Origin of the sequence: Rhizobium sp. 9140 (assembly GCF_900067135.1) — a bacterium.
GTDB lineage: Bacteria > Pseudomonadota > Alphaproteobacteria > Rhizobiales > Rhizobiaceae > Ferranicluibacter.
The window spans coordinates 3,487,130-3,499,588 of record NZ_FJUR01000001.1; the positions used below are offsets into that span (position 1 = coordinate 3,487,130).

The window sequence follows — 12,459 nt, forward strand, 5'->3', positions numbered from 1 at the left end:
TGTCCAGAGAAAAGCGCTACGGCGCTCGCCCAGGCACGATCGAGAACCGGACGGGCGGCGACGTGACCTGAGGCCCGCCGATGAGCCTTTGCAGTGGATTGCATGTGTAGTCGAGAACGACCTCATACCAAGCCGGGCCGATCGCGGCCGAAGGCGGGATCGTGATCGTCCGTCGGTACGTCTCCCGCCCCGCCGTCACATCCGCGCCGACGGTGTACTGCGGCACGGAATGCCGCTGCCCTGCGGCGTCGTACAGCCAGCGCTTCGCCGCGACCGGGCAGATGCGGCTGCGAAAGACTTTGTATTCGACCTCGATCGTCCCGCCCTGGTCGACTTGATCCGCCAAAGCGTGCGCGCCCTGATAGGTGATAGGCGGCTCTCGATCGACAACCATCACCGCCATGTTGAAGGACGTCACCGCCACGAAAACGGAGAGCGCGCCGGCGGCGAATCCATAGAGTGTGCGCTTCATGATGTTGGCCCTCCTTTGATCCAGCCAATGACCTTCAAGACGTTCTCGTAAAGACCGACCGTGGCGATGAAGATCGCGACGGCGCCGATGATCAGGTATTTGAAGAACCGCGTGACGGTGCGCAGCTCACGCACCATCTTGAACCCATCCTCGACGTCTTCTGCTGGCATGGTCACGACCACCTGAAGGGTTTCGAGTTCGTTCGGGCGAAGGCCGGCAAGCCAGGCCCGCGTCCCTTCAGGGAGTTCTATAAGACGTTCGGGATGGGTTTCAGACATGATGGGTTGCTCTCAGGCTGCGTTCTTCGGCGCGATGTAGGTCAGGAGGGCCGGAAGCCCGATCGTCAGCGCGTAGAGCGCAAGGTAGCCGTACCAAGGCGTGCCATCGGGCATGAACGGGATGCCAACGGTTCCGGTGGCAACACCGCCAAGCGCAGCACCGATGGCCTTCGAGTATTTTTCCATGATGTTTCCTTTCGGGGGTTAGGCAGCCTTCAGGGCTGCATGGAACTTGCGGCCATAGCCGGCGACGATGTCTGCGCTCTCGATCCCGTTGATGATCCGGCGCGCGTTGACCCAGTCTTCCGTCGTAGCATTGAAGTAGGTTTCGAGACTCTTGCCGGTGAAATCGCCCTTGGATGATGCGCCGTGCGTCATCCCCTCGATCATGATCTCGACGGCGATTTCCGGGTTCATCGCATAGGTCGGGTTGCCTACGAGATCGACGCCAAGGATCGCGGACATTGTCCGATAGTTCGCCTCGTGCGTCAGCTGCACCAGGCCACGGCCGAGCCAGCTCTTGCCGTTCGCGTCCTTCCGCCAGTATGGCGTCTTCACCCACGACAGCTTGCCTGCGGCTAAGTTGCGATCGAGGATCTTGATCGCTTCGTTGTCATTCGCAGCGAACGTCTCGCGCACCGGCTGCATGGTGCGACCGGTCTCGTGATAGGCGGTCGCCAGCATGTAAGCGAGCCAGCGGCGATCCGTGAGGTCCGAGCGATCCCAGCCGTCGAGGATCGTCTCGATGCCCTCGACCTGAGACAAATTCAGCACCCCATTGAACAAACCCTGCCGACGGATGCTGTCGAAGAGCACGTCCCGGTTAATGCTGGCCACAGCAGGAGGAATGACTTCCGCCGCCCCGCGAAAGGTCGCAAGCTGCAGAAGCGCAGCGTCCAGTGCCCGGCGTGTATCGCCGCCATACTGGCCGTCCGCGCCGCTCTTTCCGACGTCATAGCCAAGCGCAAGCAGGCGCCGCTGGAGATCCAGCGTCGTGGTGGTTGTCATAGTGATTTCCTTGTGGTTGTGCGCAAGCTTCGCTTCAACAAACGCGAGTAGACTGGCTCTCTGACAATCAGGAGGCTGGCGTGGCTTCAGACGATATCAACTGGATGGCCGATGACGTATGACTGGGATGGAAAGCGGACACGGCAGCTGAAGATTATCCAGAGCGTTGCCGTCGGCATGACGTTCGTGGCAGCCTGTGCAGCCTTCGCAGCCCTATTGAAGATCGCGCTAGATCTTAGCTGAAGACCATCCAGAGTATCGCTGTCTCTAATAGTCGCGGCGGCTTGTGCTGCGTCTACTGCCTTGTTGGCACCAGCCTCAGATCTCTCGTTGGAATTGCTGGACAACGCTTACCGGTTGCCTCCGACTGCGAACTGCGAGCAAAAATTGCAGATTATGGCAAATTCCGGAAGTTGAAAACCAAGTTGCGCCTACCCTCGCCCCCACAGTCATCCTGGTTGACACTAATAAGTAGCCGTCATAGCCAGTCTGCATGGTCGCGGCACAAAAAAATTGGAGGATTCCATCGCTTGGATTACGATAGGTTACGGGCACGAGAACGCTGAAGTCGAGATCGATATGCTCTATGACGACGGGGATAAGTTCGCGTTCTCTCTGATTGAGAGATCTACAGTAACGGAAGAATTGCTCGACATTATGATTGACTGCAAGCTTCCGATAAGCGTGCGTCTCAATCGCGGCGACCCAGAATGCGTTCTTACTCTTTTCCGAGATGGGAACATAGTTGAAATGGAAAGAGATTCCTCAGTTAAAAGTGCAATTTCGAAATTGCACTTACATTGATCACCCCAACAACAGTGAATAATCTATAGGTGAAAATTGTCAGAATTTACTTTCTTCCTTGAGGCCGTTCAAAACAACCCGAGAGATGAGGCTATCCAGCGCATTATAGACGAAGCGGACTTTAGCAAGGAAATTGCAGCTGAATTGCTAGATGCAGGTTTTAAACTCCGAGACGGAGGCATGCCCCATCTAGCCGCAAGGTTATTCAACAAGGCCTCTTTGGCATGGACGCAGGAGACGTCCTTTCATTATGAAGCAGCATTTGCATACAGATTGACCGGCGATCACACTAGGGCTGCAAGGTTGCTAGCAAAAGCATTTACTATACAGCCTAACAACGAACGTATCCGGCAATTTTTAGCTCACATGATGTTCGCTACAGGCGCTCACAGCCAGGGCTTAGGGGTTCTTGATATGCAGAACGCTAGTGGCGGCCCCGTGCAAGATGCGCGCCAACTTTTTTCAGACTTCAGTCAATACATGCAAAATTTTCCTAAATCAGCGTCTCTGATTTTGCGTGACGAGGTCTGCTCGAAGTATGAAGAGTTATCGACACAGGCAGTCTATTCCGAAATCTCAAGGGCAATCTATGATCGTTCACCCTTCAGTTTGATAAGGCTCGGGGATGGCGAAGGTAGCTGTCTTTCGCTCGGCGATGTCGATGAGATGGAGTATGCGGCTTTGTATGCTGCTAACAGGAGGGAACTAACTGAAATGTGGTTCGGGAAAGATTTCCCTTCAGAGCAGAATGGGTTTCAAGCTCTATCGAGGTCACTCCCAGACGTTCTAGCACAAACAGATATTATAGGAATTCCATACGAAAGCTGGATAGAGCATGAGTACAATATTTCAAGCACTAGAGGCATACCTTCTCTTGTGAATATCTTGAGGTGCATCCGGAACGCCAGCCTAAATACTAAAATTTGTTCTCAATTGATCCATATGGATCTTCAGAACGGCGATTTTATCGGCAAACTTATAAAGCAAGCCGATAAAATCGCTTTGATATCCTGCCTCAGTGAACTTCCTGACTTGATTAAAACTCGATTTGAGATCAGCTCTGTTGATTTCTACAAAATACCGGGTGAGAAGGGGTCATCCTCGGTACTTGGTGAAGCAGCTAGCGCAGGCACCCATTACCCGAATGCCTATCACGAAATCATGGAAAGACTCTCCACTCCACATGATGGCAAGTTATTTTTGGTCGCGGGCGGCATCCTTGGTAAGTTCTACGTGAACAAGATTAAAGAATTCGGTGGGGTCGCTCTAGACATCGGCTCCCTCGCCGACGGCTGGGCGAAGAAAAATACACGCCCAGGAATGAGCAATCAGTTCGCACTTTGACTGGATTTATTTTGAAAATACTAATTATTGGCACCTCGAATTGCCTTCTTGAAGGCGGACTTAAGACCGCTGCGATCGATGTCTTCGGGATCGACAAGTAGAAGAGGGATCAGCTGAGCGGACAAGGGCAATTAGATTTCTCATTTAGCTGAAGCCTACTCGCCTCCTGCACTTGGTGCATCAGCCGCGATCGTTCGCGGCTGATGTGTCGACATTGCCGCCCTAGGATCGCTTCGCAGGATCAGGCCGAGGGCGCCTCAATCCCCTCGCGGATCGAGGCTGCGTCCTCTCGTGCCTGTTTCAGCTTCGCCTGCGTCGTTTCCAACTCGGAATTGAGATGCGCCAGATAGGTCTCATACTGTTCGGCCTCGCGATCGAGGCTCTGGGCTGCGCGCATCATAGTTTCGTTGACATTGCTCATTTGGAAAATCCCTTTCGTTAGATTTCAGTTTGTGTGGTTGGTCGGCTGGAAGGCATTATCTGCCTCCATAGGTCGCGAAGCCGTGGCAGATACCCCCGCGCCCGTCGTGATGCGCACTCCGGGCATGGACTGGAAGACTGCCTGCGGACGGCTTCGTCATCGATAAATCTCGCCGCCATTTGCATTATGCGTTCGTCTCTCGTTTTGCTCATTCTGCTCTCCTTCTCTAGGCCCATGAGCCGTCTAAGACCGGGCCTACTGAGAAGCCTCTGTCAGAAACGACCGCATTATTCAGCGCCGCAAGCTCGGCCTGCAACTCCGCGATCTGATCCTCAGCGGCTATGCGTGCCTGGCGCTCGGCGTTGGCATCGGCGATCGCAGCCTGCACCGCCTCATGCGCAACGGCTACCTCCGCCAAGGCGGCATCGTTCACACCCTTCACAAGGACCGACGCCGGGAAGCCCAGCTCTTCTGCCTGCTCAGCAGTCAAGGCGTCGCTGAAACTCGTGACCATTTCGCTCGGCCGATGCGGGTTGGGAGAGCGCATTCCAAGAATGACGTGGAATGCAGATGGCTCCTTTTCATCGGAGGCGCGCCCTCGGTAGAGAAACTCATGCACATAAACTTCCATGATCGCACTCCTTAGGCTGATACGGTGACGTTGGTGCCGCTGATCTTCCATGCGGACCCGTTGGAGATGACCTCGACACCGGTTCCAGCACCCGACGCTTCCTGCATGCCGAGACCGGTGAATGCTCGGCCATTGGATGCCCAAGCCTTGCCACGGGGTGTGGCGCTGGCGGCAGGGAGTGTTGCCACGGTGTAAGGGGGCAGTTGAGGCGGGCCAGTGAACACTGCAGCGGATAAGCGGGCATAGAGCGCGTTCAGTTCTTCCTCGGTCTGGCGAACTCGCTGCCAAACCGAAAAAGCGCCGCTGTTTGATCGCGTTCGACGGTATGTCTTGCTGTCCGTCAGTGTCCCGCCGATCTCTGTGAGTATCTGCTCACAATGAGCCGTGCCGCGCGCTTTAACGATCCCAAAACAAAATTGCGCCACAGGCGAGTTAAGCGCAGTGTCCAGCCCGGTATAAAAACCGGGCTCAATCGCCAAGTCCCAATTGGTTACACTGACGATTGTGGAGCGAAGCCTGTCAGGTAGCTGAGCGTCAGGGATTGTCCCCGTGAGATCAGCCGCAGAACCCGATGAGGCAACAGGGGCAAGACCCAAGGCCGTTCGTGCAGCGGACTGGCTAGCACTTCTCAACAGAGAGCGACCGATCAAGGTAGAGCCCGACATGGCGCCCAATCCGACCACGTCTGTGCCGAGATGCAGGTTTGCCACGATCTCCCGGCCAATCGCCGGCAGTTCGATGAGGCCCGGATGGTTGATCTTGTTGGAAGGGCAGACATCGAGCGTCGTCAGGCCACCCAACGCTGCGATGAAGCGATCGTCATACAGGTGATCGACCGGCACAAAGGGGACATCGAGCGCATCCGCGACACGCTTGATCAGTCTATTCGTGAATGCCCAGTTGTGGATTGCCAGTGTGCGCGGACGGGGCACTCCGACGAAGATCGGCAACGATCCTGCGCTAAGAAACGTCTGCCCGGCGATCATTAGACGGGCTTCAGCGGCAGGATCACCCAGTTCGTTCATGCCGTACGTCACGAGGACCCCGTGGGCGCCGGACGCGGCGGCACTGGTCAGCGAAGACGTCGGCGTGGACCCGGACACCGCGTCGGCCGAGGAGGACCCGGCAACAGACCAGTTGTCGTAGACGAGATCCTGCCCGAGCACGTAGCCCTGCTTTTCAAGCGCCGACACGACTTCCCAAACCATCCCCACGCGTGTGTGAACGGCGCCTGCGCCATCGTCGGCCCGGCCGAGCTGCACAGCCGTGTAAAGCTGGATCGTCGCCAGAACGTCGGAGCCGTAGCCCTCAGCGAGGTAGACGGCCGTGGCCCTGTCGCGCATCGCTCCATTCGGGGCCGTGGACGACGGCACGGCCGACTGCTGGGCGTTGATGCTGTCGCCGAAGCTGATCAGCTTGATCGCCTGCCGGCTGGCAGCACGCGCCGTCAGAGGTTTTGCACGACGACGGTTCTCGCTGCGGATCTGGTCCCGCCATGCCTTGGCCTGCGGCATGACGCCATCGACCAGCTCATAGAGCATCGTCCACTGCACGGTCGCCTGATAGACGCGCAGCATCGCGATCGGCAGTTGGCGGAGCGAAGTACGCTTCGGCATGAAGGCGTCCGGATCGCCCGCACGCTCCGTGCCCTGAATGATGCCGAGCTGCTTGGTGGAGACATCGTAGTAGAGCAGATCGAACCGGATGTTCGTCGATGCCGTGGCCGCCAGCGCGATCGTCTGAGACGGCGTCCAGAGCCCCATGCCGGACCGGCCAACAAGCGCACGGCAGGTGATGACCAACCCGGAGGCGACGACAGCGGAGATCGATGCGTCGAGGATCGTTTCCTCGAGTGCCAGAGGAGCCGAAGCCGGCAGCTGCGCCAACTTCATCGGGTCGGCCTTAAGGTCGAAGCCGATCTGGATGCGGGCGCCATAGTCGGCCGTCGTATCTGTCAGGAACGTCGTGTTCGTGCCGTCAACCAGCGGCGTGAAATATCCTGCCTCGACGCCGGCGCCAACGAGGAAGGCCAGATCCGAGCCCGCGCCATCGTTGGAGAACCCGATGTACTCCCCCGCTTTGAGAGCCATCGCACCAACTTCATCTTCGATGAGGATGTTCGGCCCACCGAGCAGACGAACCGGATAGTCCTTGCCCACCTGGTTGAACGAATTGCCGGCTTTCACGAAGCGCTTAAGCTTCACGACGATTTCGCTATGCGCATACGCACGTAAGGCCGACAGCTTGCTGTCACGGGCGACGGACTCGCTAAACACCCAGGTGTTGCGCGGCAGGCTATCGCCTGTAACGCCTGCCTTCCGGATGCCGATGGTCTGAATAGATCCTGAGACGGCGTCCGACACAAAGCCGCGTGCAGCCGGCGCCGCTCCGGCGTTGACGACGAACTGCACCTGAAGCTTGGCTGACGTATCGATCGTGTTATCCGCGAAGGACGGTTGATCACCGGCTGCGCCGTAAAACCCGCTGTTTGCCCCGAGCAGGTAGCAGAGAATGCCGCTGCCGTAGATGCCGAGATAGTCGCCGGCAAAGACCGGGATCGTCCCAAGGTTATCGACCGTCGATAGGTTCAGACCGAGAGAAACCGGTACCAGGTAGTCCTGAGAGACGGAAATGAAGTTGTCGCCGGTCTTTTTATAACGGCGGACCTTCACGACGCCGGCAGCCTTGGCGAACAGGAACAAGCCGCCGAGGTAGCCATCGCGCGTGACCGGCTGTGGGAGAACGAAGGTCTGATCGGTGGCCGTCGTGCCAGTGACAGGCGTTTCTGCAATGCCGATAACCTGACGATCGGCCACGCGGTCAAGACGCTCAAGAATGAGATTCTGAGCCGTCGTGAGGGTATTGTCGGAAGACTGGCGAAGTGTTGCCTCGTTCGCAACGGCGTCAGCAGCCGCTTGGAGGACGGCTGCGATCCGGGCGGCAAGCGAAGAGGAAGTTCCGCGCGCTGCCACGACCTCCGACGTCACGAGGTTCACGCCTTGCGTTAGCGTGTTGTCCGAAGACTGCCGGAAAGCCGCTTCCGCTGCGATACCATCTGATGCCGCCTGGAGGACGGCTGCAATACGCGCTGCGAGCGAGGTGGAAGTGCCACGCCCCGCAACCACCTCATCCCTGATGGTGCCAACGAGGGTCAGGATGGTGGATGCGAAGTTTGGATCATTACCAAGCGCTGTGGCCAATTCCTTCAGCGTATCAAGTGCCGCCGGTGAGCTTGCAACGATGGACGCAACTGCCGACGAGATTGCAGCGGCCTGCAACGTGGAAACAGGCATTTCCGCAGGCGTAAGATTTTGAACCTTATCGAGCCCCAGGTTCGATTTTCCGCGAGCCTTCTGCGTCGGTGTGAGGTTCTGCTCGACATCGACGCGAAGGCGCAGGTTGAGCGCCGTCAGCATCGTGGCCGCGAAGTTAGGGTCATTGCCAATCGCAGCGGCAAGGTCGGCAAGCGAGTTCAGGAGATCGGGTGCCGCGCCGATCAGATCCTCAATAGCCTCGGCCGCAGCAGCGGCAACGGCGGCGTCGATCGTCGACAGCCCTTCCACCAGGAGCCTGATGCGCTCTTGAAACCGCGTGACGTCGCCCTTCTGCTGGATAGCATAAGGGGCGCCCGTCTGCGAAGGACCGGGCCAAGCGTAGGCGAGCGTGATGCTCGTGCCACTGATGGCCTCGATCGGAATAGCCAGACCAATATGGGCGCCGAAGAAGTCGCCTGAAAGCACGCGCGTCCAGCTGACATTCTGCCCTGTGACCGCCTTGGAGCCGTTGGCTACGGACGCCGTGCCGCCGCGGATTAAGTCGTCATTCGCCATGTGCAGCATCCTTGCCCGTCGTCTTCTTTGCAGTCGCGATGCGCAGCTTGTCCTGCAGTTCAGCGACCTGCGCGTTCAGTTCGATCTCACGCATACTGGCCTCATCGACGGCCTGCTTGGCGTCTTGCAGGAGCTGGTCGCGGTCGATGATGTGTTGGGCCAGCGCCGCGACGCGCCCACGAAAATAGGCAAGCTGGTTTTCCGCCTCGCGCAGTTGCGCAGCGGCGCTGATAGTCATCGCGTCGGTCATGAAGCGTCCTTCCGGCCAAAACCGGCTCGTGTTGAAACATCAGTGTGATGGCCGCTCAGGCGGCGGCAGGCAGGACCTTTTTGCCGACGATCGCCGTCATCGTCCGACGTCCAATCTGAAGCGCGCTCGGTCGGTCGCTGCTGATCAAGACCTGCAGGTTCTGCGTTCCAGATCCCGAAATGATCGTGCCGCCGAAGGCGATCGTCTTGCCCAGCGTTGTCATCTCGTCGAACGAAACAGTCGCGTCGCCCAGGAACAGAGAGCCCCAGTAGATTTCAACGGTGACATTGATCTTGAGGTTGCCAGCAAGGTCCGTCACCCGAACGCGGACATCCCCGCCGACGCGAACGATATCCCGCGCAGTCTTGGTGACGGACAGGAAGCCGATTTGCGACGTGCCGGTCGTATGCGCAAAGCTATTGGCCATGCTGAATGTTGGCATCGACATGGCAGCTTCCTGAGCGAGCGCGGCAGTTAGAACGCTCCCGTCGAGAAACGTGATCTTGTCCGTCGTGATGTTGCGGATATAGCCGGCGTCGATGTAGAGGCCGCCGGCGTCGACAGCAAAGATCTTGGTTCCGGTCTCGTCGTTCCCAACAGCAACCGCGAAGAGCCCAGCGTTGACGATCACCTCTGGAGGCTTGTTCGGATCTGAATAGGTCTTAAAAAATATGCCGGCCGATTTGTAATCGTCCGCCGATCCGAAACGCGTCTGAATGGCGGCAAGCGCATAGCCAGAGCCGTTTGCATTGACCGTCTCGAACCTCATGCGCGACTGTGCAATCGCTGAGCCGAATGTGCTCCGAATGCCGAGAATAGCCTCCCCCTGACTGGTGATCTGATCGCCCTGTTGTGTCACGGTCCCCGACAGGGTGGAGAGGGCTTCGAACGATGCTTTGTCGTCGAGCTCCAGCTCGATCTCGTTGATGATGTCTCCCTGAAGCGTGATGACATCCCCGATCTGCGAGACTTCCGAGGCCAGAGATGAGAATACGGTTGAGCCGATCTTGTCGGAAAGGGATGTTGCCAGCGTCGTCATATCCGCCGACAGGCTGGAAACGTTGCCCTCTGTCGCCGTGACGCGAGCGATCGTTGTTTCAACGACCGATGCCGACGCCTTATTCTCAAGCTCCGCTTCGAAGGTCGTTACCCGCTGAGCGAGCGCAGACGTTTCGGACGTTGCGACATCGATTTTCTCGTCAAAGCGTGCGCGCAGCTTACCGGTCTGACTGAAGATCTCGCGCCTGATCTGCTTTTTGTCGGAGTAGTTGGCGAGATCCTGCGCGGAGATCCCAAGAGCGAGTGCCTTGCGATCCTCGATCAGCTTGCGGATATTGGTGTCACGCCAGACCCAGTCCTCCAGCAGGGCAAGCTCGTTGCCGATGGCCTGCGAGATTTCCTGCAGGTGGAGATCTTGTGCCGAAAACCGAATGTCATCCGTCGTGACCGGCAGCCACGCGCTGAAATCTGTTTCGACGGAAATCGAGTTACGGATGAGCCTGCCTTGCGCTTCATACTCCGTCGCGGGCAGAAGCCACGCGCCTGAGAGAACCCACGAATAGGGCGCGGCGTAGGGCTGCTGGTCACTGTCGAAGACGATGGCGCCTGTCTCTTTCAGTCGGACTTTCACCCAGACGTTCCGGACGTCGTCTAGGTTGGAAGCAGCCGTCACGAGGATCGCAGGCCGGCGCGCAAGGCCGCTTGCGTCAAGGATGGTCGTCGCGGTGACCGTCCAGCCTTCCATGGGCTGCACCGGGACCGGCATCGTGCCGAGGTACCCGGAGGCGAACGGCAATTCGAACGATGGCGACCAGTCATAGTCGGCCGGGTCGATCTCACGGATCGTCACCAGCTGGTTCATAGTGACTTCGCCCTGGATGTCGACGATCAGGAATTTCTTGTTGACGTAGCCATTGCGCGGCGACGTCCACGCAATGACGTCGTTCGGCTCCAGCACCCACGCCTCAGGTGGAAGCCAAAAGCGGTGCGTGCGGAAGCGGCGCTCTTCCTTGATCATCGCGCGGCGGATGCGTTGAGCCTGACGCGGGAAAGGTACAGCCGGAAGCTGGACATCAACCGGCAAAACGCGGTTGCCGTCGATCTCAAACAGCGTCTTGCCGGTTACCTCGTCGATGACGTCCTTGGCCGACAGCACGGGAGCATCTTTCGACACCCATTTCTCATCGGGGTTCGGGAAGCTGATGTTGATCTGGTTGACGGTCTCGTCGAGCGTCGGGAATGGCTCGAACGTCTGCCCCTTGGTGATGATGATATCGGCATCACTGAAGTCGAAGACAGCCGCACCGAAGGCGCCCACCTGTATCTTGAAAACCCCTCCGACCTCTGCAATGCGCGCATTCGCTGCGGCACGCAGCTGGTCGATCACGTCAAGCGGTTCCATGTCGCCGGTGATCTCAAGTCCAGCGCGAAACTGTGGCTCCGTTTGCGTCCCCGGGATCTCGATGAGGCGACCAGATTCATTGGCGGCGGCAATCCAGTTGGACGCCGGCAGGCGTATGGCTGCCAAATTCTGACCACCGTAGAACCAGTCGTCCTGGTACCGCAGCCCACGGATGACATTGTAGATCTGCACGATAGGATTGACTGAAGGCTCCCAGACCGACTGATCGCTCCAAAGCTGCTGACCATTGCCGCCGTTCGTCGAATCCTTGCGGATGTCGTAGAGCGGGATGCCGCGCGACACGAAAAGCGTGTTGGGAACCGTGTTGAAATACTTGGGACGGTAGCGGTACGTCATGACGGCGTAGGGAACGCCGCGCCCAATCATGCTTTCAAGCCAAGGGCGATCTTCCAAGTCGCCGAATTTCTCGATGAGGAAGGGGTCCGCTGCGGTCTGGGTCCCGCTATAGAACTTGATCCAAGCGTAATCATCAATCCCGCTGCCAACGTCGCCGTCCCGATCGTCGTCGTCTCGGAATTCCTTGATCGGGTAGCCGTTCTCGTCTGGCGTTTCGGCCGTGAGGATCGTGACCTTCTGGTCATCAATCCACAATTCCATATCTTCCAAGCGCGTCTTCGACATCGGCAGGTTGCCGAGTTCAATGACCTGCGAAATCATCGCATTCGGGGTTTTTCTGAACTCCCCCCACGTCTGCACATACTTGCGCTTCCCAGCGGTCGGATAGTAGCCAATGACCGTGGATACGGGGATGTCGTCCCCGATCTCGATGTCCAGCTTGACGCCCACAGCCTTTTGTTCGGGCTGCTTTGTGAGCGCCTTCTGCAAGAGCGAGACGGCAACGTTGAGCACAATGCCGAGAACGATTTTCCCGATCGCCCCGGCTGACGCAACAGCAGCCGAGATGACAGAGATGATCCCGCTGATCAGTTCCGCATGCGCAGGCTCCGCCGCCGTCAGCACGAACCATGCGACGTTCAGGAGCAGAATGAAAAGCTTCAT

Annotated in this window: 11 protein-coding genes; 2 read left to right on the top strand and 9 right to left on the bottom strand. The window is 58.0% G+C overall.

Translation table 11 applies throughout. The annotated features are described in order from the left end of the window. Positions 1-16: 16 nt before the first annotated feature. The 4 genes from GA0004734_RS16465 to GA0004734_RS16475 are packed head-to-tail and all read right to left on the bottom strand — an operon-like array spanning position 17 to position 1,758. Complete coding sequence (locus GA0004734_RS16465; protein ID WP_092935407.1) at positions 17-472, bottom strand: hypothetical protein; 456 nt, start codon at positions 470-472, stop codon at positions 17-19. After that, positions 469-750 carry a hypothetical protein gene (locus tag GA0004734_RS16470; protein WP_092935409.1) on the bottom strand — a complete coding sequence of 94 codons (282 nt, stop codon included), beginning with the start codon at positions 748-750 and terminating at the stop codon, positions 469-471. The genes GA0004734_RS16465 and GA0004734_RS16470 overlap by 4 nt, the downstream gene beginning before the upstream one ends. A gap of 12 nt (positions 751-762) precedes the next feature. Next, complete coding sequence (locus GA0004734_RS26050; RefSeq protein ID WP_175386431.1) at positions 763-936, bottom strand: hypothetical protein; 174 nt, start codon at positions 934-936, stop codon at positions 763-765. Positions 937-954: 18 nt separating this feature from the next. After that, positions 955-1,758, bottom strand: coding sequence for a hypothetical protein (locus tag GA0004734_RS16475; RefSeq protein ID WP_139056290.1), 804 nt, complete (start codon positions 1,756-1,758; stop codon positions 955-957). A 111-nt stretch (positions 1,759-1,869) separates the two neighbouring features. Between GA0004734_RS16475 and GA0004734_RS26695 the strand changes: the two genes are divergently transcribed. Both GA0004734_RS26695 and GA0004734_RS16480 read left to right on the top strand, forming a co-directional pair. Continuing rightward, complete coding sequence (locus GA0004734_RS26695; RefSeq protein ID WP_280949508.1) at positions 1,870-2,001, top strand: hypothetical protein; 132 nt, start codon at positions 1,870-1,872, stop codon at positions 1,999-2,001. 597 nt (positions 2,002-2,598) lie between these two features. After that, positions 2,599-3,906, top strand: a complete 1,308-nt coding sequence (locus GA0004734_RS16480) for a GT-D fold domain-containing protein (RefSeq protein ID WP_092935413.1) — start codon at positions 2,599-2,601, stop codon at positions 3,904-3,906. Positions 3,907-4,147: 241 nt separating this feature from the next. Here the strand turns inward: GA0004734_RS16480 and GA0004734_RS16485 are convergent, their stop codons facing one another. The 5 genes from GA0004734_RS16485 to GA0004734_RS16505 all read right to left on the bottom strand — a co-directional run bounded on the left by GA0004734_RS16485 (position 4,148) and on the right by GA0004734_RS16505 (position 12,459). Then, complete coding sequence (locus tag GA0004734_RS16485) at positions 4,148-4,327, bottom strand: hypothetical protein (protein ID WP_092935415.1); 180 nt, start codon at positions 4,325-4,327, stop codon at positions 4,148-4,150. Between the two features lie 226 nt (positions 4,328-4,553). Further along, the gene (locus GA0004734_RS16490; RefSeq protein WP_092935417.1) at positions 4,554-4,958 is read right to left on the bottom strand and encodes a hypothetical protein; all 405 of its coding nucleotides are present in this window, start codon (positions 4,956-4,958) and stop codon (positions 4,554-4,556) included. Between the two features lie 11 nt (positions 4,959-4,969). Continuing rightward, entirely contained in the window at positions 4,970-8,788 is a 3,819-nt protein-coding gene (locus GA0004734_RS26055) for a pyocin knob domain-containing protein (protein WP_092935419.1), read from the bottom strand. Beyond that, positions 8,778-9,038, bottom strand: coding sequence for a hypothetical protein (locus GA0004734_RS16500; protein WP_092935421.1), 261 nt, complete (start codon positions 9,036-9,038; stop codon positions 8,778-8,780). The genes GA0004734_RS26055 and GA0004734_RS16500 overlap by 11 nt, the downstream gene beginning before the upstream one ends. Before the next feature lie 55 nt (positions 9,039-9,093). After that, positions 9,094-12,459, bottom strand: a complete 3,366-nt coding sequence (locus GA0004734_RS16505) for a phage tail protein (RefSeq protein ID WP_092935423.1) — start codon at positions 12,457-12,459, stop codon at positions 9,094-9,096.

Coding starts and splice junctions, on each gene's coding strand:
- GA0004734_RS16465 (WP_092935407.1), bottom strand. CDS start 472: ATGAAGCGCACACTCTATGGATTCGCCGCCGGCGCGCTCTCCGTTTTC.
- GA0004734_RS16470 (WP_092935409.1), bottom strand. CDS start 750: ATGTCTGAAACCCATCCCGAACGTCTTATAGAACTCCCTGAAGGGACG.
- GA0004734_RS26050 (WP_175386431.1), bottom strand. CDS start 936: ATGGAAAAATACTCGAAGGCCATCGGTGCTGCGCTTGGCGGTGTTGCC.
- GA0004734_RS16475 (WP_139056290.1), bottom strand. CDS start 1,758: ATGACAACCACCACGACGCTGGATCTCCAGCGGCGCCTGCTTGCGCTT.
- GA0004734_RS26695 (WP_280949508.1), top strand. CDS start 1,870: ATGACGTATGACTGGGATGGAAAGCGGACACGGCAGCTGAAGATTATC.
- GA0004734_RS16485 (WP_092935415.1), bottom strand. CDS start 4,327: ATGAGCAATGTCAACGAAACTATGATGCGCGCAGCCCAGAGCCTCGAT.
- GA0004734_RS16490 (WP_092935417.1), bottom strand. CDS start 4,958: ATGGAAGTTTATGTGCATGAGTTTCTCTACCGAGGGCGCGCCTCCGAT.
- GA0004734_RS26055 (WP_092935419.1), bottom strand. CDS start 8,788: ATGGCGAATGACGACTTAATCCGCGGCGGCACGGCGTCCGTAGCCAAC.
- GA0004734_RS16500 (WP_092935421.1), bottom strand. CDS start 9,038: ATGACCGACGCGATGACTATCAGCGCCGCTGCGCAACTGCGCGAGGCG.
- GA0004734_RS16505 (WP_092935423.1), bottom strand. CDS start 12,459: ATGAAGCTTTTCATTCTGCTCCTGAACGTCGCATGGTTCGTGCTGACG.